The sequence below is a fragment of the Cupriavidus sp. 21MJTG02-4 genome (assembly GCF_057798975.1).
Genome location: NZ_JBYOJP010000013.1, coordinates 1 through 21,309, shown reverse-complemented (window position 1 = coordinate 21,309; position 21,309 = coordinate 1). Strand labels below are relative to the sequence as shown.

The window sequence follows — 21,309 nt, the reverse complement described above, 5'->3', positions numbered from 1 at the left end:
TGGCGGCCTGCCCGAGGTGCGCCCCGAAATCCTCCGCGAGCCCGAGCCCTTTGTCGCCATGCCGCTTGCCCGCGCACTGCCGTGGCCGCAGCGCCTGTGGCAGCACGGCTGGCTGCGCAAGGCGGCGATCCTGCTGGTGCTGGCGATCCTGTGGGAGCTGGCGGCACGCGTGCAGGACAACGACCTGCTGCTGCCATCGTTCCTGGCGACGGCACGCGCCTTTGCCACCGACATGGCCAATGGCGAATTGCCCGGCAAGGCGGTCGCATCGCTGTCGGTGCTGCTGCGCGGCTATGCGTGCGGCGTGGCGCTGGCGTTCGTGCTGACGACGGCGGCGGTGTCGAGCCGCATCGGCCGCGACCTGCTCGATACGCTGACCGCGATGTTCAACCCGCTGCCGGCGATTGCGCTGCTGCCGCTGGCGCTGCTGTGGTTCGGCCTGGGGACCAAGAGCCTGATTTTCGTGCTGGTCCACTCGGTGCTGTGGCCGCTGGCATTGAACACCTATGCGGGCTTTCGCGGCGTGCCCGAGACGCTGCGCATGGCGGGGCGCAACTACGGGCTGCGTGGCGTGCGCTATGTGGTGCTGATCCTGGTGCCGGCGGCGCTGCCCGCGATCCTCTCGGGCCTGAAGATCGGCTGGGCCTTCGCCTGGCGCACGCTGATCGCGGCCGAACTGGTGTTCGGCGCATCGTCGGGGCAGGGCGGGCTCGGCTGGTTCATCTTCCAGAACCGCAACGAGCTGTACACCGATCGCGTTTTTGCCGGCCTGGCCACGGTGATCCTGATTGGGCTGATGGTGGAAGGGCTGGTGTTCACCACGCTCGAACGGCTGACGGTGCGGCGCTGGGGCATGCAGCACTGAGTCGCTTGCCCGTCACCTCCGGCGGTAGTAGTGTACGGCTCTAGTTATATCCAACGCGCCACAGCGAGACCGGAGCCCGCCAATGACAGAGATTCACCACGCCGCCGCCGAAGGATTTGCCGCCCAGGCCGCCACCTACGCGCGCGGCCGCCCCGATTATCCGGAAGGCATTGACGACTGGCTGCGCGGGACGCTCGGTCTCGGCCCGGGAAATGCGGTCATCGACCTTGGCGCCGGCACGGGCAAGTTCACGCGACGGCTGGCTGCGACGGGCGCGGCCGTCATCGCGGTCGAGCCGGTCGACGAGATGCGCGCGCAGTTGTCCGCGGCGTTGCCCGCGGTGCAGGCCGTGGCGGGCACGGCCGAGGCGATTCCGCTGCCCGACGCGAGCGTCGATGCCATCGTCTGCGCGCAGGCCTTCCACTGGTTCGCCAACGACCGCGCCATGGCCGAGATCCACCGCGTGCTGCGCCCGGGCGGCAAGCTCGGCCTGGTGTGGAACGTGCGCGACGAGAGCGTGCCGTGGGTCGCCCGGCTTACCGCGATCATGATGCCGCTGGAGGGCGATGCGCCGCGCTTCTACAAGGGCGATTGGAAGCGGGTATTCCCCGCCCGGGGTTTCGGCCCGCTGGTGCTGGAAAGCCTGCCCTACGTGCATGAAGGCCCGCCGCAGCAGGTCGTTGTCGATCGCGTGATGTCGGTCAGCTTCATTGCGTCGCTGCCGCCCGGGCAGCAGGCCACCGTGCGTGCGCAGTTGCAGGCCGTGATTGACCAGGAGCCGGCGCTGGCCGGCCACCCGCAGGTGGCGTTTCCGTACCGGACCGAGGCTTACAGCTGCATGCGCCTGTAGCCGTTTCAGCGGCCTACATGGTGGCTTGCCGCACCCAGAAAGCCACGGGGCCATCGGGTGGCATTGCGGCATCCGTTGTCCCGGGCTCGCGTGCGACGCTATCGAGAATATCGCGCCACATCGCCAATACACGTTGCGCCCGGGGCAGCGCGCGGATGCCGGCCGGCGTGGGCAGCCAATGCGGACTGCCCACGCGGAACAGCGCCGTATCGAGCGCGGACTCCAGGCTGCGCAGCTGATAGTGCAGCCGTTGCGGCTGGATGCCCAGCTCGGCGGCCGCACGGCCGAGGTCCTGGTGACGCATGAGCGCGACGAACGCGCGCAATGACAGCAGGTTGACGCGCCGGTTCTTCAGGAGGTGTGCCATGCAGGGAACCACGCCGCGCGAAGGCCAGCCTGCCGCAGGCTGGCGTTCGCGCGGCGTGGTGGAGGTAAAGCGCTGATCGTAGCCACCGGGGTGGCGACCTTGAGTCAGAAACTTCCGCAACGTTATTGCGATTCGTCGGAAGCTTTGGCGGATCTGCTTGGGCAGTTTCCCTGGCGGGACGGGGACGGGGACGGGGACGGGGACGGGGACGGGGAAGGGGGAGAGGAGAAGCGGGACCAATCGCGGCGGGGCGGCAGCGCCCCGCGCGGTTTCAGTGCATGGGCAACTGGCCCAGGGCGGTCAGCGCCTGCACGACTTCGGGTGACAGGCGACGCTCGCTGCACTGCACGCCCGCGGTTTCCAGCGTGGTCCAGAGGTCGGCATCGCCGGTGACGATCCGCTGCCTGAGGTAGGCCAGATAAGTGTGCTCGGACGGCGTCAGCGGTCGCGGTGCGCTGCGCAAGTCATCCAGGATGTCGCAAAGCGAAATGTTGGGTGGGGTCATACCAATGCGAAAAGTAAAGCTGCGGCGGGAGGTAACGCATGATTCTATCCATGCCGTGCACTAACGGCTTCACCAAAAGCAGGCAATAACCCTTCTAATTCGGGCAGGGAACGCACAGGCGCCGCATACGTGGCGCGCCATGCCACGCCATGTGGCTTAAGCCGCCTTTGCAGTTGCCATGCGAACGCGAAGACGGAAAATGTTGTTGCGGAAAAACGCCATCGGTCGCGCTGTGCGCGTGATCGAGGAGCGCTTCAACGACAACCCGCGCGCCAACGCGCCGCGGCTTTCCATGGAGTGAATGCTGAACGGGTGCGCTGCACGAGGCACTCGTTCCCCGCCAGGATTGCGCCGTCTGTTCTGGCCGGAATATTTCAGCGGCCACGCGCGTATACGTCTATACAACAGCTATCAGGCGAGGTCGAAATGGGGGCTGCTCGCAACGGCCCCGGTGACTGCACAGGAGGTGAGCCATGAACGGTGCAGCGAGATGGACGGCGGCAGGGGTGTTCGTTATCGGTCTTTGCGCCGGGACCCCCGCGCTGGCCGACGAGGAATGGAGCACGGGACCGCCCTGCCAGCCAGTCGTGGGCCAGGCGGTGGTCAATGGCCAGTGGCAGCAGGTGGGCGGACTGGCCTGCCTGCAAGCTGACGGCAGCTGGCAACTGGTGGATGGCGGCGGCGATTATTACCAGACGCCCTATTACTACGACGACAGCTATCCCGGATATTGGGCGCCCGTAGCGGTGGGCTATGGCGCATTCGTCTTTGTGGATCGCCATCACCACGTGCATCCGATGCAACACGTGTACTTCCGCCGCATGGGCGGCGCGGGCTGGGGCGCGCGCGGCTTCCGTGCCATGCCGCGCGGTGGCACGGGCGGCGGAGCGGCCCGCGGAATGGGCGGCGCCATGGGTGGCGGCCGCGGCGGCGGGCACCGCTGATGGCCTGACCGGGCATCCATTGACAAGGACAGGCCTGTTCTATACGGTGGCTGCTCGTTCCGTCATGCCGGCGTGCCATGCACGCCGGTTTTCCTTTCCGCGCCAGCCTATGCCACGCAAAGCCGCCCAGGTCTCCGAAGCCGACAAGCACGCCGCCGAAGGCGGTGCCGTTGCCGTGGACCGAGCGCTGTTCGTGCTGTCGGCGTTCCGGCTTGGCGATACCTCGCTCGGGCTGGCCGAACTGGCACAGCGCTCCGGCCTCTATAAAAGCACGCTATTGCGGTTGCTGGCGTCGCTCGAGCATGCCGCGCTGGTGCAACGGCTGCCCGACGGACGCTACAGCCTGGGGCCCGAGGTGGCGCGGCTCAATGCGGTCTATGCCGCATCGTTTTCGCTCGAGGCCGTGGTCATGCCGGTCCTGCGCGCGCTGGTACAGGCCACGCGCGAAAGCGCCGCGTTCCATGTCGAGCAGGGCGAACACCGGCTGTGCCTGTACCGGGTCGATTCGCCGCAGCCCGTGCGCGACCACATCCGCGCGGGCGAGCTACTGCCGCGCGATCGCGGCGCCGGCGGCCGCGTGCTGCGCGCGTTTGCCGGCGAGGCCGGCGAACTCTACGACCGCATCCGCCGCCAGGGGGTGATTGCGCTGGTCGGCGACCGCAGCCCCGAGATCGCGGGCGTTTCGGCGCCGGTGTTCGGTCCGGACGGCGCCCTGGCCGGTGCGCTGACGCTGACCTGCCCGGCCAGCCGCTTCCGGGAAGATTTCCGTGACGATGTCCTGGGCGCGGCGCGCGCGCTGACCCAGGGACTGGGCGGCAACTTCCCCGATTTCCCGGAGCTGCCGGCGGCTGCCTGATCCCGCTTGCCCGGGCGGTGTGGTGGCGAGGTGACCCGGCTTGTCGGGGGTGCCCGTCGGCAGCCGCGGCGGGATATCATTCGCGGTCGCCCCCTTCACCCGTGCCCTCGTATCGATCGACGGCGCGCCTCATGGCTTTGTCAAGGGATGTTCGTGCACCTGGACCAGCAGACCATTGCGGTCGTGATGATCGTGTTCTTTTCCAGCACGCTGGTCATTGCGGCCGGGCTGGTCTTGGCGCTGCGCGCGATCGAGGCGGGGCGGCTGTGGGCGTTCGGCCATGTGATCGTGTCCGGCGCCGGACTGGCGCTGGCCGTGAGCGCGGCCGGCGGCGCGCCGAACCTGGGCCTGGCGGGCGCCGGCGCGTTCGTGGTGGGCTGGCTGCTGATCTACCGCGGCGTGCGCGTCTACTACGGCCTGAGCGTGCATGCCGGCCCGCTGGCGGCGGCCGGACTGGTCGTGCTCGGCCTGATGGCGACGTCCTCAGGGCTGCCGGACGGGCCCCGGGTGTTGCTGGCCGTGGCCTACGGCATCCTTGCCGCGATTTCGCTGGCGACGATCGTGACGCTGGTGCGTACCGGGCGCGGGCGGCGCAGCATCGGCGCGCCGCTGGTGCTGGTGTCCAGCCTGGTGCAGCTGTCGACCCAGCTTTTCTGCGCCAGCCATACGATCACGCAGGCCGGCGTCGACCGGCATGACCTTACGCTGCTCTTCGCCGGCCCGGCGGGCTCGGCCTGGGCGCTGGCGCCGCTCATCGCGGGGCTGCTCGGGCTGTTCGGATTCACCGTGATGGCGATGGAGCAGATCATCGCCAACAACGAAAGCGGCGCGCGCGTGGATGCGCTGACCGGCCTGCTCAACCGCGGCGCGCTGGACCTGTCGGCGCTAGGCCTGGTGGCGCGCTGGCAGCGCAGCGGCCAGCCGCTGTCGTGCCTGGTGATCGATATCGACCACTTCAAGCAGGTCAACGACACCTTCGGCCACCACGCCGGCGACGCGGTGCTGCGTGAAGTCGCCCAGGCGCTCGACAACTCGCGCCGCGCCTCCGACGTGGCCGCGCGCTATGGTGGCGAGGAGTTCTGCATTCTCTGTCCGCACACCGACGAACAACAAGCCACCGCGCTGGCCAACCGTATCCTGCGCAAGGTCCGTGCGATCGCGCTGCCCGGGCAGGGATGCTTTGCATCGGTCAGCATCGGCGTGGCGCAGTTGCGCGGCGAGACGGGCAGCAAGGAACTGCTGTGGCGCACGCTGTTCGCGGACGCCGACCGTGCGCTCTACCTGGCCAAGACGCACGGCCGCGATCGCTACGTGGTGGGGTCCGCGATGCAGGTCGAGGCGCCGGCGCCGTCGCTCGTGCGCGTGACCACCCGGCCCATGCCGGCGGGCTGAGCGGCGTCAGGCCCCGGTGCCGTCCGGCACATCGCGCTGCGGCACGCCGTCGTACGTCCACAGGAACTGGCGCGGGATCGGTCCCTTGTTGCGGCCGCCCTGCTGCGTCTGCTCCCACGCATGCGCCAGGATGCCCACCGAGCGCGACAGGCAGAACAGCCCGCGCGCCAGCGGCGCCGGGAAGCCCAGCTCTGCGTAGATCACCGCCGTGGCGCCGTCGATATTCATCGGCACGGGCTTGCTGCGGCCTTCACCGAGCGCGCGTTCCACGGCGCGCGCAATCGCGGCGTAGCGGCCATTCACCACACCTTTCTCCGCAGCCTGGTCCACCAGCGCCAGCAGGCGTGGCGCGCGCGGGTCCAGCGGATGGAAGCGATGGCCAAAGCCCGACACGAACTTGCCATGCAGGTCGCGATAGTGCTGCAGGCCCGCGCTGACGGCCTGGTCCAGCGCATCGCCGGCGTCGATGCGCTGCGCGATGTCCTGGTACAGCTCCACCGCCTGCTCGCCCGCGCCGCCATGCACGTCGCCGAGCACGTTGACCGCCGAAGCCATCGCATTGTTCAGCCCGACGCCGCACGTGGCGGCCATGCGGGCAATCGCGATGCTGGGCGCCTGCGGCCCGTGATCGACGGCCGCCATCAGCGCCGCATCGAGCAGTTCGCCCTGTCCCGGGCCGGGCAAATCGCCACGCAGCATCAGCCAGATCATCTGCGCGAACGAAACCTGGCCGATCAGCTGCTCGATCGGGTAGCCGCGATAGCGGATTTCGCCAGGGCGCATGTCGATGATTTCCGTGCGCCACCAGTCCTGCGACATCTGCTGGCCGGGATCCATGGTCGGTCGGGTCTCGCTCATACGGCGCGCTCCTGTGTGAGGGTGTCGATGTCGGTCTCGCTGTACCCAAGGCCGGCAAGGATCTGCCGCGTGTGCTCGCCCAGTTGCGGCGGCGGCGTGTCCACCGACGGCGCTTCGCGGTTCAGCTTGAAACCGGTGCGCACCACGCGGATATCGCGGCCCACGCCAGGCACGTCGGCGAAGGTGCCGATCATGCCGCGGTCGCGCACCTGCGGCTGTTCCAGGGTCTGATGCACGCCCAGCACCGGGCCGGCCGGCACGCCGGCCTCGTTGAGCAGCGCCCACCATGCGTCGGCGGGTTTCCTTGCCAGCTCGGCTTCCAGTGCCTGCGTCAGCGCGGCGCGGTTTGCCAGGCGGGCCTGGCGCGCCGCGAAGCGTTCGTCGGCAATCAGGTCCGGGCGGCCGACCACGCGGCACACGGCCTCGAACTGCTCCTGCTTGTTGGCGGCGATGTTCAGCAGGCCATCGCCGGTGCGGAAGGTGCCCGACGGACTGGCGGTGAAATTCTCGTTGCCCATCGGGGCCGGGGTTTTGCCGGCGATCAGGTGGTTCGACACCACCCAGCCCATGGTGGCGAGCGTGGCTTCCAGCATCGACACGTCGATGAAATAGCCTTCGGTGCGCTGGTGGTCCGCCAGCGATGCGGCGATGGCGAACGCCGCCGTGATGCCGCCGATGGTGTCCGACACCGGGTAGCCGACCCGGTACGGCGCGGTCTGCGCGTCGCCGGTGATGCTCATCACGCCCGACATGCCCTGGATGATCTGGTCGTAGGCCGGCAGGTCCGACAGCGGCCCGTCCTGGCCGAAGCCGGAGATGGCGCAGTAGATCAGGCGCGGATTGTCCTGCCGCAGCGTCTCGAAGCCAAGGCCCAGGCGCGTCATCACGCCGGGGCGGAAGTTCTCGACCACGACGTCGGCGCTTTGCACCAGTTTGCGGAAGACTTCCTTGCCGCGCGCATGCTTCAGGTTGAGGGTGATCGACTGCTTGCCCGGGTTCTGCGCCAGGAACGACACGCCCATCAGGCGCTGGTTCAGTTCGGCGTCGGCGCCGAGCTGGCGCGCCAGGTCGCCGGTGCCCGGCGTTTCCACCTTGATGACCTCGGCGCCCATGTGCGCCAGCTGGTGGCAGCAGAACGGGCCGGCCAGCACATTGGTCAGGTCGAGTACGCGCACATGGCGCAACGGTTTTTGCATGATGGTTTCCTGCGGAATGCTGGGATGGCCGGCGCGGACTACTCCACGCGCGCGCCCGATGCCTTCACGATCGTGCCCCAGCGGGCGTTCTCGGCCTTGATGAAGGCGGCCAGGTCCTGGGCGCTGCCGCCGCGCGGGTCGCTGCCTTCCTCGCGCATCTTGCTGATGGTATCGGGCTGGGCGAGCGCCTTGTTGACCTCGGCATTGAGCCGCTTGACCACTTCAGGCGAGGTGCCGGCCGGTGCCACCAGTGCCTTCCAGTCTTCCGCCTGGAAGCCGGCATAGCCCGATTCGGCCACGGTCGGCACCGCCGGCAGCAGCGGCAGGCGCCTGGCCGACGTGACCGCCAGCGCGCGGATCTTGCCAGCCTTGATCATCGGCATCGCGATGGGCGGCGTGGCGAAGTAGAAGTCGGTCTGGCCGCCGAGCAGGTCGGTCAGCGCCGGCGATGCACCCTTGTACGGCACGTGCAGCGTCTTGATGCCGGCGCGGCGCGCGAACATCTCGCCGGTCAGGTGGCCCACGGTGCCGGTGCCGGCGGAAGCCATCGACAACGATTTGGCCTTGGCCGCGGTCACGAGATCGGCCACCGTCCTGTACGGGGCGTCGGCGCGCACGATCAGCACCACTGGCTGGGCCGAGACCAGCACCACGGGCGCGAAGTCCTTCACCGCGTCGTAGGGCATCTTCGGGTACAGGGCAGGGTTGATCGCCAGGTTGGCGGTCTGCCCCATGCCGAGCGTGTAGCCGTCCGGCTTGGCCTTGGCGACGGCATCGAGGCCGATATTGCCCCCCGCGCCGGCGCGGTTTTCCACCACCACGTTCCAGTGCGTGGCCAATCCGACCTTGTTGAATACCAGTCGCGACAGCACGTCCGTGCCGCCCGCCGGCGGGAACGGCACCACCAGGCGCACCGGCTGGCTCGGGTAAGTGTCGGCGCGGACCGGCACTGTGGCGGCCATGAATCCGGGGATGGCGAGGCACAGCAGGGTGCGGGCCCACGAGTGAAGCTTGCGGCGGTGCGGGAAAGTCATGTTGTCTCCTGATATCCGTGTAATTCTATAAGATAGAACGAAGGTCTTATAGAAAGAACGTAGCCAGCATAGGAGGCGGGACTAAACGTGTCAAGGGCCGGTGGCGGCCGGCATCTGCCACTACAATGGCGCCCGGCCCGCGCCGGCCATTCGCTGGCGCGGGGAACTTGCAGTGGTGGTACAGAGAACGGAATCGATGATGTCAAACGCATGCGGCCTGGACTTCGGCACGTCCAACTCCACGGTGGGCTGGACCCGCCCCGGCCATCCGGCCGCGCTCCTGCCGCTGGAAGACGGCAAGCAAACGCTTCCCTCGGTGATCTTTTTCCACGCCGAAGACCCGCTGGTCAGCTATGGCCGCGCGGCGCTGGACGACTACCTCGCGGGCTATGAAGGCCGGCTGATGCGCTCGCTCAAAAGCCTGCTCGGCACCTCGATGATGGAGGACAGCACCGAGGTAATGGGGCAGGCCATGCCCTTCCGCAAGCTGCTGGCGCACTTCATCGGCGAGCTGAAGGGCCGCGCCGAGCGCGCGGCGGGCACCACGTTCTCGCGTGCGGTGCTGGGCCGCCCGGTGTTCTTCATCGACGAGGACCCGAAGGCGGACCAGCTTGCCGAGCAGACGCTGGCGGAGATCGCCCGCGATGCGGGCTTTCGCGACATCGAATTCCAGTACGAGCCGATCGCGGCCGCATTCGACTATGAAGCCAGGATCGCGCAGGAAGAGCTGGTGCTGGTCGCCGACATCGGTGGCGGCACGTCGGACTTCTCGCTGGTGCGGCTGTCGCCGGAACGCGCCAGCCGCACGGACCGCCGCGACGACATCCTGGCCAATGGCGGCGTGCATATCGGCGGGACCGACTTCGACCGCGCGCTGAGCCTGGCGCGCGCCATGCCGTTGCTGGGCCTGGGCAGCAAGCTGCGCAACGGCAAGGAGATGCCGTCGGGCCAGTACTTCGACCTGGCGAGCTGGCATACCATCAACCTGGTCTACACGCGCAAGGCGTGGGCGATCGTGATGGACAACTATCGCGACGCGGCCGACACCGCGATGCTCGACCGGATGATCCGCCTGATCCGCGAGCGCGCGGGCCACTGGCTCGCCATCCAGATGGAAGCGGCCAAGATCGCGCTCTCGGGCACGGACCGCACCGACGTCGACCTGCATCGCATCGAGCCCGAGCTGAGGCTGGCCATCACGCGCCAGGAGTTCGATGAGTCGATCGGCAAGCTCGTGGCGAAGACCGAGAAGACCGTGCAGGACATGCTGGTGACGGCCGGCGTGACGGCGGATGCGGTCGACACCATCCTGTTCACGGGGGGCTCCAGCAGCGTGCCGTTGTTGCGACAGCGGCTCGGCGAATTGCTGCCGAAGGCGCGGCGGGTGGAAGGGGATCTGTTCGGCGGGATCGGGTCGGGACTGGCGCTGGATGCGGCGCGGAAGTTTGGATGAGGCGATGAGGCGATGAGGCGATGAGGCAGGAAACCTTGTCGGATTCAGCGTCGGCAAACGCTGTTTAGTCCTTCTTATCCCTTACCACGTAGCGCATTTGCCGAGCGCAAAGCCCTGACCCACAGCCCGCCGTACCACCGCCAACGTCGCACGCGCGGCACTGGCATCGCGCCCAAGTCGCATCAGCGCCGGCAGTTGCCAGGGCGCCTTCAGCAGACCCGCCATGACCGCGCCGACATCGGTACGCCCGTCGCTCCCCATCCCGGCCAGCGCCAGTGGCGGGACGGCGCGCGTGGCCGGATCGATCACCACGCGGCACGCGGCGAATGGCAGGCCATGGCTGTGTGCGATGCGGGCGGCGATGTGAGACTCCATATCGACGGCCAGCGCACCGCTGGCGGCGTACAGGGCCGCCTTGTCGGCGAGCGTTGCCACGGCGGTGTCCGACCCGGCGACGATGCCGGATACCGCCTGCGGCAGCGACTGCATCAGCGCGCGCACCCAGTCGGGGTCAGCCCGCGTGGACATTTCGTTCGATTCGTCGCGCACGCTCGTTGCTACGATGACAGCCCCCGGCGCCAGCGCAGGATCCAGACCGCCGGCCACGCCGAAGCTCAGGATGCCGGCGCACGCAGCGGCCCGGCGCTCGATGGCGGCGCCCAACGCCGCGCCGCGCTGGCCGTACACGATCTCACTGTCCGGGCCCGCGGCGATGTTCGCTTCGAAATCCATGCCGCAGACCACCAGCACGCGCGGCTTGCTCATAACAGGCGCTTGCGGGGTGCGGTTCACAGTCCCCACGCCACCTGCCGCTTGCCGCCGCGCTGCAGGTTGCGGTAGCGCGCCAGCGCCCACAGCGGAAAGTAGCGGGCATAGCCGTGATAGCGCAGGTAGAACACGCGCGGGAAACCCACGGCGGTGAAGCGCGGCTCGCGCCACAGGCCGTCCGGTTGCTGCGTGCGCAGCAGGTATTCGATGCCGCGTGCCACGGCCGGGTGCGCGGCATCGCCGGCTGCCATCAGGCCCAGCAACGCCCAGGCCGTTTGCGATGCCACGCTGGGCGCGCGTTCGTAGCCACGGTATTCGAGCTTATAGCTGTCGCCGTCCTCGCCCCAGCCGCCATCCGCGTTCTGGATGCCGGCCAGCCAGTCGGCGGCGCGCCGCACCGGCGGCGCATCCCGGTCCATGCCCGCGGCATTGAGCGCGCACAGGGCGCTCCAGGTGCCGTAGATGTAGTTGGTGCCCCAGCGCCCGAACCAGCTGCCGTCAGGCATCTGCTCGGCCAGCAGGTAGCGCAGCGCGCGCGCGGCGGGTTCGCTCTTCTGCGGCGTGTCACCGGTCTGGCACAGCATCGACAGGCAGCGCGCCGAGACGTCGGCAGTGGGCGGGTCCAGCAGCGCGCCGTGGTCCGCGAACGGGATGTTGTTCAGGTAGAGATGGGTGTTCTCGGGCTCGAAGGCGCCCCAACCACCATTGCCGCTTTGCATGCCGACGATCCATTCGATCGCGCGCGTGACGGCTTCGGCGTTCGGGTCCGGGCGTTGGCTCGGCACTGCCTGGGCGGCACGGTGCATCGCCGCGGCGACGACCGCGGTGTCGTCCACGTCGGGGTAGTGCGGGTTCGCGTACTGGAACGCCCAGCCACCCGGGCGCACCTGCGCGCGGCGCACGGTCCAGTCGCCGCGCACGTCGAGTACCTGCAGCGGGCGCAGCCAGTCCAGCGCGCGGCCGACCGCGGCCGTGGCGCGCGGCCCGCCGGCTTCCAGCAGCGCATGCGTGGCCAGCGCGGTATCCCAGACCGGCGACAGGCATGGCTGGCAGTAGGCTTCGTCGCCGTGGATGACCAGCAGCTTATCGATCGAGCGCCGCGCCACGGCACGGTCAGGATCGTCGGGCGGAATGCCGAGCACGTCGAACATCATCACCGAGTTCGCCATGGCCGGGAAGATCGCGCCCAGCCCGTCTTCGCCGTTGAGCCGCTCGCGCACGAACGCTTTCGCCGCGTCGATGGCGCGACGGCGCAGCGCGCCTGGCATGACCGGCTCGGCGGCGCGCAGCAGCGCATCGGCACCGCGGAACAGCGAATACCAGCCGGCATGCTGGTGGGGCGCCTTCGATGGCAGCCGCACGGCGTCACGCGGGGCGGTGAACAGCTCGTCGATGCCGATCTTGCGCGGGTTGCGCGCCTGCGGCCGCAGGCTGTTCAGCACCAGCAGCGGCACGATCACCGTGCGGGCCCAGTACGAGACCTTGGACAGGTGGAACGGGAACCACTGCGGCAACAGCATGATTTCCACCGGCATCATCGGCACCGCCTGCCAGGGCATCACGCCGAACAGCGCCAGCAGCGTGCGCGTGAAGACGTTGCTGGCTTCCGCGCCGCCCATGGCCGCGATGGCCGCACGCGCGCGCGCCATGTGCGGGGCCTGCGGATCGTCGCCGGCCATCTTCAGCGCGAAATAGGCCTTCACGCTGGCGCTGACGTCGGAGCGGCCTTCATGGAACAGCGGCCAGCCGCCCTCGGCATTCTGGATGCGCCGCAGGTAGCGCGCGATGCGTGCCTCCAGCGCCAGGTCCGGGGTCTCGCCCAGGTAGTGCACCATGAGCAGGTATTCGGCGGGAATGGTGGCGTCGGCTTCCAGCTCGTAGACCCAATGCCCGTCGGACTTCTGCTGGGCCAACAGGGCATCGAGCGCATGGCCGATACCGGCCTCCAGGGCGTCCGGGGCGGCCGGCGCGGCGGCCGCCATGGCGGCGCGCGGTGCGGCAAGGACGGCCTCGTTCATCGACATGCAAACTCCTTGTTCGGCACGACGCATGCGTGCCTGGAAGATGGTGTCCGGGATGCGGCCGGACGTGGTACGCCAGCAGCGCATCCCCTCGCAGCATCTTCAGACCATGGTGTGGCGCAGAACGATCCACAGCATCTGCGCGCGCGGCACGCGCACGCGTGCGCGCGGTGCGCGCCAGCCCCGCGCGCGCAGGCGCACGAGCACGCAGTGATAGACCTGGGACATGATCCGCGGCGATCGCACCGCGCGTGACGGGCAGCGCGCCATGACGGCGTCGGCCTGTTCGTAGTGGGCCTGCGCCTCGCGCGCGACGGCCGCGCAGGCGGCGTCGATACCGGCATGGGCCACGACTTCCAGCGGCGTGGCGTGTTCCAGTCCCTGCACGCCCGCGGCGGCCAGTGCGGGCGCGGGCAGGTAGAGACGGCCAATGGCGGCGTCTTCGTCGATATCGCGCAGGATATTGGTGAGCTGCAGCGCCCGCCCGAGATGATGGGCCAGGGCCAGGCCGGGGGCCTCGTCCACGCCGAACACGCGCACGGCCAGCCGGCCCACCGCGCTCGCGACGCGGTCGCAGTAGAGGTCCAGCGTGGCGGCGTCGGGCGCGCGGATATCGGCGACCACATCCATGGTCATGCCGTCGATCACGTCCAGGAAGTCCTGCTGGCGCAGGTGGAAGGCGTCAATCTGCCGGGCCAGTGACCGCAGCGCGGCCGGCGCCATGCCCGCATAGCACAGGCCGATGTCGCGGCGCCAGGCATCCAGGCCGGCAAGGCGTTCGGCATGCGGCGCGTCGCAGTCGGCGATATCGTCGACGGCACGGCAGAAGGCGTAGATCTCGAACATGGCCTGCCGCTGGGCTGCCGGCAGGATGCGCATGGCCGCGTGGAAGGAACTGCCCGAAGATGCGGCCGGCGTGGCTGCGCCGGCGATTGGGGCATCTGGCGTTGCGATTTGAGTACCGGCCACGTAACTCCTCGACGCGCTTTTTTTTCCGTCGTGCGGCATCGGCGGACCACGGCGCCGAGCCACGCTCACGGTGGTTAGGGGTCGGCCGATTATAGCAACAACCTCGTAACAGGCCGGCCGGGCCGGAGTGCCTTATCGGCCGGGGGAAAAGCGCACATAGGGCACGCCACGACTGGGGGTCGAGGTGGTCTGGTCGACAACCTTCTCGACATCGGCCACCTCGCGCAGCGCGGCAAGGAAGGGTGCCACGGCAAAGCCCGGGCGGACGCATCCCTGCACGGTCAGCCAGCGTCCGCGTACCGTGATCCAGAGCGTGCTGTCCTGCCAGGCGGGCATGGTGACGGCCAGCGTCTGCAGTCGGCGTTGCAGGCTTTCGGCGATGTCCTGGTCGTACTGGAATGCATTGGCCAGGCGGCAGCGGCCCTCGGTCCAGCAGTGGTTGCCTTGCTCGATGCGATGGTGCGCCTCGCGGCGCCATTCGGCCTCGCTGACGCGCGGGCCGGCCGGCTCGGGGCAATCGGCAAGGCGGGACGACACCTGCACAAAGGGATCGTGGCCATAGTTGGCAACGGTTTCGGCGCAGGCCGGTTGCAGCGGCAGGGCGAGAGCGATGGCAAGTGCCTGGACGCCGCAGCGTCGCCGCCAAAAACAAAGAGCCCCGCGCTCGCGGGGCTCTCTGGTGGCAGGCACGTGCATGGGCGCGCGCCTGCGGTGTCCAAACCGGATCAGACCGCCTGGATCTTAGTGGCTTGTTCGCCCTTCTGGCCCATCGCCTTGACGTAGCGGACCTTCTGGCCTTCCTTCAGCGACTTGAAGCCGTTGCCTTCAATCGCCGAGAAGTGCGCGAACAGATCGTTGCCGCCTGCGTCCGGCGTGATGAAGCCGAAGCCCTTGGCGTCGTTGAACCACTTAACGGTACCGGTATCCATATCTTTTCAACCTTGAATTTCAAATGAGCTTAATTGCCCGCTGTACATCGTGCTCAATGCAGGAATCGCGCAAGGGTTGGTGAATGCCCGATTCCTTTGCGCATTGTTTATGCCTTCCCTATGTCGCTGGTATGACAAACGAAAAACACCGCGGATCGACACATCGAGAAGGCGTTGCACATGTGGGAAGCATTCTGACGAATTTTCCCGGCGTGTCAATCAGGCAAAGCGCCAAATCATGATGAGACGTTCCGACACGAGATATTAACGGTTTCTACATCACCGTCGATTCAGTGAATTCCCTGAGATACGCCCCCTTGGCACTGCAACGGTGCGTCGCAAGGGTATTGACTGAACTTCGGATTTTGCACACGTTTCACCGCGCCAAGTCGTCGGGCATAATGTCTGACTTATAAGTCATTGAGTTGCCATCGCTTTTACATCTGCTTACTTCTTGCGCGTACCACATTCGGGGGATGCGGCACTAATTGATCGCGGTTAAAACGCAGGCTCACAAAAAACAAAATCGCGTGGAGAGGCCAGACGGCGGCCACGATGAAAACACTGTCGCCACGGGCAGGCAGATGTCATTCGCAGAACGGGGAAACACATGATGCATGCGCAATAGGCGTCCGCGCGCCAAAACACGGACGTTGCCCTTGAACGGCCAGGACCTCGCATGTCCTGTGCTCCGCCACAGCAAATTCCGCATTGTCTTTTTTGCCACGGCGAGTCGCCGTGCGGCCCGCCGCCGCCTGCGTTCGTTCTCGGCACAATTGTTGACAATACGTTCGTCTTTGCTGACCTAGCATCTCGCCTTCGTCCGGTGAATGGGATTTTTCCGAACCGTAATGTCGTCCCGACATAGCAGAGGCCGTGTCACATCCATGGTGTGGCGTATGCTATACAAATAGTCGCATGGGACGACGCGTTGGATGAGTCGTGAAGCGGGCAGAGCGGGCGTTGGCTGGCTCGCTGCGCAAAGATCGTGAATGGCCGCGCCCGGCCATGGAAGCAATTTGCAGTCGCAGCAGGCAGAAGGATGTGAGGATGAGGATTGCCTCGGTGGAAGACGATCCGGACCAGGCCGAACTGATCCGGAAAATACTGGAAGAGTCGGGATTCGAATGCGAAACCTATGCAACGGGTGCGGCCTTGCTGCGCGCGCTGCGCGAGCAATCGTTCGACTTGCTGGTGGTGGACTGGCAGTTGCCCGATACCAGCGGCTTTGAACTGGTGAGCTGGGTGCGCCAGACCTCCGGCGCCATGCCGCCGATCCTGTTCCTGACCAGCCGCACCGCCGAGGAGGACATCGTTGCCGGCCTGAGCGTCGGGGCCGACGACTACATGCTCAAGCCGATCCGTGCCGGCGAACTGCTGGCACGCGCGCGTTCGCTGCTGCGGCGCGCCTACCCCGAAGCCACGCAGGATACCGAAGTCATCCGCCGCGGCAACTATTGCGTGGATCCGCGCGCGCGCACCATCACGCTCGGCGGCGAGCCCGTCACGGTATCGCCGCGCGAGTACGAGCTTGCGCTGTTCCTGTTCCGCAACATGGGCCGCCTGCTGTCGCGCGACGTGGTGGAGCAGGCCGTGTGGGGCCGCGCCATCGGCGCGGGGTCGCGCACGGTCGATACGCACATGTCGCGCCTGCGCATCAAGCTGGCGCTGCGCCCCGAGAACGGCGTGCGGCTGACCTCCGTCTATTCGCACGGCTACCGCTTCGAAGAGACCAGCGCCGAGGACCCGCCCCATGCGTAGGGCCGCAGCGGTGACCGGCATGGCGCTGGCCATGTGGCTGGGGTCCGTGGGGCCAGCGCAGGCGGGACCGGCCGGCGCCGAAGGCGCCGACTTCCTCTACGTGGTCGAGCCCGGCGACAACCTGTTCACGCTGGCCGAGCGCTACATGGCCAGCGCCGACGGCTGGCGCCTGCTCCAGGCGCATAACGGCGTGGCGAATCCGTACCGGCTGGCGCCGGGCACGCGCTTGCGCATCCCGCTTGGCCAGATTCCCGAGCAGCCCGGCGCGGCGCGCGTCGTGTTCGTCAGCGGTTCGGCCCAGGCGGATGGCGAGCCGCTGCGCGCCGGCCAGGCGCTGCGCGAGCGCGCGCGCATTGTCACGGCCGCCGGCAGCACCGTCACGCTGGAGCTGCCTGACCGCACGCGCGTCACGCTGCCGCCGGGCACCACCGTGGCGGTGCAGCGGCTGCGCACGTTCCGCAAGACCGGCCTGACCGATACCGTGATCCGTGTCGAAGGCGGCCAGGCCGAAACGCGCGTGGCGCCCGAAGGCGGCGGCGTGGGCCGCTTCGAACTGCATACGCCGATGATGGTGACCGGTGTGCGGGGCACGCGCTACCGCGTCGCCGCCGACGCTGCCGGCAGCCGCAGCGAGGTCCTGGAAGGACGCGTCGGCGTGAGCGTGGCCCGGGCCGGCGCGGCATCCGCCACGGCGGTGACGGCCGACTACGGGATCGGCGTGGCGGCGGGCCAACGCCTGTCACGGCCGGTTGCACTGCTGCCGGCGCCAGCCTTGCAGCCGCCGCCGGACACGGTCGTGGGCCCCGCCACGGAGGCGAACTGGCAGGCCGTGCCGGGCGCCGCGGCCTACCATGTCGCGGTGGCGCGCGATGCTGCGCTGACCGAGCTGGTCTGGACCGGCGACACGGCGGACACGCAAATCGGCCTGGATGGCCTGCCCGAAGGCCCGCTCCACCTGGTGGTGAGCGCCGTGGACGCGCAGCGGCTGGCCGGCCGGCCGGCCTCGGCACCGTTTGCCGTGCGCCTCAATCCGCCGGCGCCGTTCACGCTGCAACCGGCCGCCGGGACGGTGCGTTATGGCGAGTCGGCCGCGTTCGAGTGGGCGGCCGTGGGCGCCGCGGCTTCGTATGAAGTCGCGGTGTCGGCGGATGCGGGGTTTGCCGTCACGGCGGCCACGCTGCAGGGCAAATCCGAGCAGGCCACGCAGAAGCTGGCGCCAGGGGCCTGGCTATGGCGCGTGCGCTCGCTGGATGCGGCCGGGCGTCCCGGGCCGTGGTCGGCGGCGGTGCCATTCACGCTCGAACCGGCGCCGCCCGTGCCGACGCTGAACGATGACGGCAACCGCCTGCGCATCGGCTGGCCGGCCGACGCCCGGGCCACGGCCGGCTATCGCGTGCAGATGGCCGAGGACGCCGCCTTCACGCGCATCGTGGCGGACCAGCGCAGCGCCGACAACGAAATGGCGCTGCCACGGCCGCCGGTGGGCACCTATTACGTGCGCGTGGCGCGCGCGGCGGCGGACGGCCGCGAGCCCGCAGCCGCATTCTCCGCGCCGCAGCGCCTGGACATAGCGGGCTATCTGCGCGATGGACTGGGCGGCGCGATCCGCATCGGCAACGGCGTCCGCGAAGACGGTGTCCATGGCGACGGCGTCCGCCTCCGATAAGCCCTGGCGACGCCTGCGCGGGTCCGCCTTCGGGCGGCGTACGCTGGCCGAGTGGGCCTTGCTGCTGGCCGCCGTGCTGGCGCTGGTGGCGGTGGTCGCGCGCTACGGCTGGGCCGAGCGCGCCGATCTGGCGCTCTATGATCTTGCCATCGGCGCGCAGCACCATGCCGCGCGCGACGACATCGTCATCGTGGCCATCGACGACGCCAGCCTCGTGACGATCGGCCGCTGGCCCTGGCGCCGCACCGTGCTGGCGCAACTGGTGGACCGCATTGCCGGCGGACAGCCGCGCGTGATTGGCGTGGACGTGATCCTGACCGAGCGCGACACGCGTTATCCGCAGGACGATGCCGTGCTCGCGCGCAGCCTGGCCGCCGCGGGCAACGTGGTATTGCCCGCGCTGGCCGAGCCCTCGGCGGGCGGCATGATGGTGCGCTATCCGCTTGCGGGGCTCGGCGCCGGGGTGGGGCACATCAACCTGTCCGTGGACACGGACGGCGTGGCGCGTCAGGTGTACCTGCTGGAAGGGCCGCAACCCGCGCTGCAGGCCGGGCTGCCCCACGTGGCGGCGGTGATGGCGTCATGGCCCGCGGCACGGCGGCCGGTCGCCGCGTATCGGCATGAGGCGGCCAGCGTGGTCGATGCCTTCGGCTGGGAGCGCCGATACCGGCTGCGGATTCCCTTTGCGGGGCCACCCGGCACGTTTGCGCGGGTCTCGGCACGCGATGTGCTGGCGGGGCGCGCCGATCCCGCCCTGTTCCGCGGCAAGGCCGTGCTGCTCGGCGCCATTGCCACCGGCATGGGGGACGTATTGCCCACGCCGGTGGCGCGCGACGGGCGTGGCATGAGCGGCGTGGAAATCCTGGCCAATACGCTGCAGGCGCTGCAGGAGGATCACGCCATCGTCGCGGCGCCGCCGGCCTGGGGATGGGCGTGCACCGTTCTGGCGGTACTGGCGGCCGCGCTGGCGGCGCTGGTGCTGACGCCGCGCGGGGCGCTGCTGGCGACCGGGCTGGTGGTTGCCGCGCTGCTGGCCGGACCGCCGCTTGTGCTCGCTGGCGCGCGGCTGTGGTTCGCGCCTGCCGCCGCGCTGCTTGGCTGCCTGATGTTCTACCCGTTATGGAGCTGGCGCCGCCAGGAGGCGGCGCTGCGCTTCCTGGCGGACGAACTGGCCCGCCACGAGCGCGAGCCCGGCTTGCCTCCCGTCCCTGCGGCGCAAGGCGCCACGCTCGACAGCCGCATGCGCGCGGTCTATCGCATGAGTTCCCGCCTGCACGACCTGCGCCGCTTCCTGGCCGACGGGCTGGAAAGCCTGCCCGAGGCGACGGTGATCTGCAATCTTGAAGGCGGGGTGCTGCTTGCGAACCGCTGCTGCGTGGCGTTGGTGCCCGGCGTGCTGGGCGCGGTCGCCGGCAGCGGTGGCCATGCGCACGACGCCAGCGCCGATATCCGCGCCGTAATGGCCGTACTCTTCGCCGAGCCCGAAGCCGCGCTGGCGTACTGGCAGGCGCTGCATGCGCGCAGCGCGTCGGCGGGCGGGTCCGATGACGGCATCGAACTGGCCGCGCGCGACGAGCGTCGTTACCTGATGCACGGCGCGCCGCTGCATGGCGAGCAGGGCACGGTGGCCGGGCTGATCGTCAGCTTCATCGATATCACGGCCATTCGCCTGGCCGAGCGGCAGCGCGAGCAGATGCTGCGCTTCCTGTCGCATGACATGCGTTCGCCGCAGGCGTCCATCCTGGCGCTGATCGACCTGCATCGCGGCGCGGTCGGCGACGAGCGCGCCGCCGACCTGCTCTCGCGCATCGACACGCATGCCCGGCGCACCATGTCGCTGGCCGACGATTTCATTCGCGTGGCGCGCGCGGAGACGCAGCCACTCGCCCTGCGCGATGTCGACCTTGCCGGGCTGGTGCTCGACGCCACCGACGAACTGTGGGCGCTGGCCAGCGCGCGCGGCGTGCTGCTGAACGTGGACCTGCCTGATGAGCCTGCCGTGATCCGCGCCGAGCCGGCATTGCTGGTGCGCGCCGTGGGCAACCTGGTCAGCAACGCCGTCAAGTTCAGCCCGCGCGGCGCGGAGGTCAGGGTGGCATTGCGGACGGAGCCGGGTGGCTATGCCGTATCGGTCACGGACCGGGGGCCGGGTATTGCGTTGGCGCAGCAGCAGAGGTTGTTCCAGCCGTTTGCGCGCCTGCATGAGCATGACGCGGCGGCGCCGGCAGGCAGTGGGCTTGGCCTGGTCCTGGCGAAAACCGTCGTGGAGCGCCACGGCGGCAGTATTGGCGTAGTGAGCGATGCCGGGGCCGGCGCCACGTTCACGCTGCACTTGCCGGCACCGCGCGCCTGATGCGTACGTCAGACACAATTGTTGGCAGTTGCCCCGGTCGTATTTGCTTACGATGTCGGAGCCGTGCGGCCCCGCATCGTACGGCTTGCAACGCCCGCCCAGGCCTCCCGGCAGTTTCCTGGTGCGGGCGTTATTTTTGGTTCTTCCGGTGAGTTGTGGGGTGTCGTTCTTGGCAAGCGCCGCGGTTTCGCCGGCGTAGCCGGCGACCTACTTATATGAACGCGCCCCGGTTTGCAAGGTAAGACTGATCATTGTTGGCTAGAACAGGACTGGTTGCAGACTTATATCCGGCCTTGCTTGCAGGCGAACCTGCGGGCCTTCATGGATATCCGCCGGGAGCGTCCCTATCTTCTTGCCGTGCTTAGGGGCACCTGTAGGTCGTTGGGCTTGCACTCCCGCGGTCCGACCTGTCTTGCCATGATGCTCATCTCACCGTCGCAACCTGTGAACGGTCCTGCAACTCTTCCCTGCAAGCGGCCTGCCCTCAGGCAGGCCTGACCGAGACATAGTCTCGGTCATAAG

19 protein-coding genes are annotated in these 21,309 nt (G+C 68.7%); 9 read left to right on the top strand and 10 right to left on the bottom strand.

Going from position 1 to position 21,309, the window contains the following annotated elements; translation table 11 throughout:
• Positions 1-58 precede the first annotated feature (58 nt).
• Positions 59-865 carry an ABC transporter permease gene (locus AC3FKH_RS23390; RefSeq protein ID WP_488678343.1) on the top strand — a complete coding sequence of 269 codons (807 nt, stop codon included), beginning with the start codon at positions 59-61 and terminating at the stop codon, positions 863-865.
• 82 nt (positions 866-947) lie between these two features.
• Positions 948-1,715: a class I SAM-dependent methyltransferase gene (locus tag AC3FKH_RS23385; protein WP_488678173.1), complete on the top strand. Its 768-nt coding sequence runs from the start codon at positions 948-950 to the stop codon at positions 1,713-1,715.
• A gap of 13 nt (positions 1,716-1,728) precedes the next feature.
• On the opposite strand, the gene AC3FKH_RS23380 is transcribed toward AC3FKH_RS23385, so the two are convergent.
• Both AC3FKH_RS23380 and AC3FKH_RS23375 read right to left on the bottom strand, forming a co-directional pair.
• Complete coding sequence (locus AC3FKH_RS23380) at positions 1,729-2,082, bottom strand: LysR family transcriptional regulator (RefSeq protein WP_488678171.1); 354 nt, start codon at positions 2,080-2,082, stop codon at positions 1,729-1,731.
• A 271-nt stretch (positions 2,083-2,353) separates the two neighbouring features.
• Positions 2,354-2,587 (bottom strand): IclR family transcriptional regulator, encoded by a 234-nt coding sequence (locus AC3FKH_RS23375; RefSeq protein WP_488678170.1) that lies wholly within the window; start codon positions 2,585-2,587, stop codon positions 2,354-2,356.
• Between the two features lie 473 nt (positions 2,588-3,060).
• On the opposite strand from AC3FKH_RS23375, the gene AC3FKH_RS23370 reads away from it, so the two are divergent.
• The 3 genes from AC3FKH_RS23370 (at position 3,061) to AC3FKH_RS23360 (ending at position 5,779) form a co-directional block, all read left to right on the top strand.
• Entirely contained in the window at positions 3,061-3,531 is a 471-nt protein-coding gene (locus tag AC3FKH_RS23370; RefSeq protein WP_488678169.1) for a hypothetical protein, read from the top strand.
• A gap of 109 nt (positions 3,532-3,640) precedes the next feature.
• Positions 3,641-4,387, top strand: a complete 747-nt coding sequence (locus AC3FKH_RS23365) for an IclR family transcriptional regulator (protein ID WP_488678167.1) — start codon at positions 3,641-3,643, stop codon at positions 4,385-4,387.
• A gap of 153 nt (positions 4,388-4,540) precedes the next feature.
• On the top strand, positions 4,541-5,779 hold the full coding sequence (locus AC3FKH_RS23360; protein ID WP_488678342.1) for a GGDEF domain-containing protein: 1,239 nt from the start codon (positions 4,541-4,543) through the stop codon (positions 5,777-5,779).
• Positions 5,780-5,785: 6 nt separating this feature from the next.
• Here AC3FKH_RS23360 and AC3FKH_RS23355 read toward each other — a convergent pair whose 3' ends face one another.
• Genes AC3FKH_RS23355 through AC3FKH_RS23345 form a run of 3 tightly spaced genes read right to left on the bottom strand, consistent with a single transcriptional unit; the run spans position 5,786 to position 8,867 of the window.
• On the bottom strand, positions 5,786-6,637 hold the full coding sequence (locus AC3FKH_RS23355; RefSeq protein WP_488678166.1) for a citryl-CoA lyase: 852 nt from the start codon (positions 6,635-6,637) through the stop codon (positions 5,786-5,788).
• Positions 6,634-7,833: a CaiB/BaiF CoA transferase family protein gene (locus tag AC3FKH_RS23350; RefSeq protein WP_488678164.1), complete on the bottom strand. Its 1,200-nt coding sequence runs from the start codon at positions 7,831-7,833 to the stop codon at positions 6,634-6,636. The genes AC3FKH_RS23355 and AC3FKH_RS23350 overlap by 4 nt, the downstream gene beginning before the upstream one ends.
• A gap of 38 nt (positions 7,834-7,871) precedes the next feature.
• Complete coding sequence (locus tag AC3FKH_RS23345) at positions 7,872-8,867, bottom strand: Bug family tripartite tricarboxylate transporter substrate binding protein (RefSeq protein WP_488678162.1); 996 nt, start codon at positions 8,865-8,867, stop codon at positions 7,872-7,874.
• 196 nt (positions 8,868-9,063) lie between these two features.
• Between AC3FKH_RS23345 and AC3FKH_RS23340 the strand changes: the two genes are divergently transcribed.
• Positions 9,064-10,320 carry an Hsp70 family protein gene (locus AC3FKH_RS23340; RefSeq protein ID WP_488678160.1) on the top strand — a complete coding sequence of 419 codons (1,257 nt, stop codon included), beginning with the start codon at positions 9,064-9,066 and terminating at the stop codon, positions 10,318-10,320.
• 81 nt (positions 10,321-10,401) lie between these two features.
• Here the strand turns inward: AC3FKH_RS23340 and AC3FKH_RS23335 are convergent, their stop codons facing one another.
• The 5 genes from AC3FKH_RS23335 to AC3FKH_RS23315 all read right to left on the bottom strand — a co-directional run bounded on the left by AC3FKH_RS23335 (position 10,402) and on the right by AC3FKH_RS23315 (position 15,007).
• Positions 10,402-11,085, bottom strand: coding sequence for a phosphorylase (locus tag AC3FKH_RS23335; RefSeq protein ID WP_488678159.1), 684 nt, complete (start codon positions 11,083-11,085; stop codon positions 10,402-10,404).
• 23 nt (positions 11,086-11,108) lie between these two features.
• The gene (gene shc / locus AC3FKH_RS23330) at positions 11,109-13,112 is read right to left on the bottom strand and encodes a squalene--hopene cyclase (protein ID WP_488678158.1); all 2,004 of its coding nucleotides are present in this window, start codon (positions 13,110-13,112) and stop codon (positions 11,109-11,111) included.
• A gap of 99 nt (positions 13,113-13,211) precedes the next feature.
• A complete protein-coding gene (gene hpnD / locus AC3FKH_RS23325) occupies positions 13,212-14,078 on the bottom strand; it encodes a presqualene diphosphate synthase HpnD (RefSeq protein WP_488678157.1) in 867 nt (288 codons plus the stop codon).
• Positions 14,079-14,210: 132 nt separating this feature from the next.
• Positions 14,211-14,774 carry a BON domain-containing protein gene (locus tag AC3FKH_RS23320; RefSeq protein WP_488678156.1) on the bottom strand — a complete coding sequence of 188 codons (564 nt, stop codon included), beginning with the start codon at positions 14,772-14,774 and terminating at the stop codon, positions 14,211-14,213.
• 29 nt (positions 14,775-14,803) lie between these two features.
• The gene (locus AC3FKH_RS23315) at positions 14,804-15,007 is read right to left on the bottom strand and encodes a cold-shock protein (protein WP_483713300.1); all 204 of its coding nucleotides are present in this window, start codon (positions 15,005-15,007) and stop codon (positions 14,804-14,806) included.
• A gap of 1,050 nt (positions 15,008-16,057) precedes the next feature.
• Here AC3FKH_RS23315 and AC3FKH_RS23310 point away from each other — a divergent pair.
• Genes AC3FKH_RS23310 through AC3FKH_RS23300 form a run of 3 tightly spaced genes read left to right on the top strand, consistent with a single transcriptional unit; the run spans position 16,058 to position 20,787 of the window.
• Positions 16,058-16,768 (top strand): response regulator transcription factor, encoded by a 711-nt coding sequence (locus AC3FKH_RS23310; protein WP_488678154.1) that lies wholly within the window; start codon positions 16,058-16,060, stop codon positions 16,766-16,768.
• A complete protein-coding gene (locus AC3FKH_RS23305) occupies positions 16,761-18,434 on the top strand; it encodes a FecR domain-containing protein (RefSeq protein WP_488678152.1) in 1,674 nt (557 codons plus the stop codon). Before AC3FKH_RS23310 ends, AC3FKH_RS23305 begins: the two co-directional genes overlap by 8 nt.
• Positions 18,409-20,787 (top strand): CHASE2 domain-containing protein, encoded by a 2,379-nt coding sequence (locus tag AC3FKH_RS23300; RefSeq protein WP_488678150.1) that lies wholly within the window; start codon positions 18,409-18,411, stop codon positions 20,785-20,787. The genes AC3FKH_RS23305 and AC3FKH_RS23300 overlap by 26 nt, the downstream gene beginning before the upstream one ends.
• Positions 20,788-21,309: the final 522 nt, after the last annotated feature.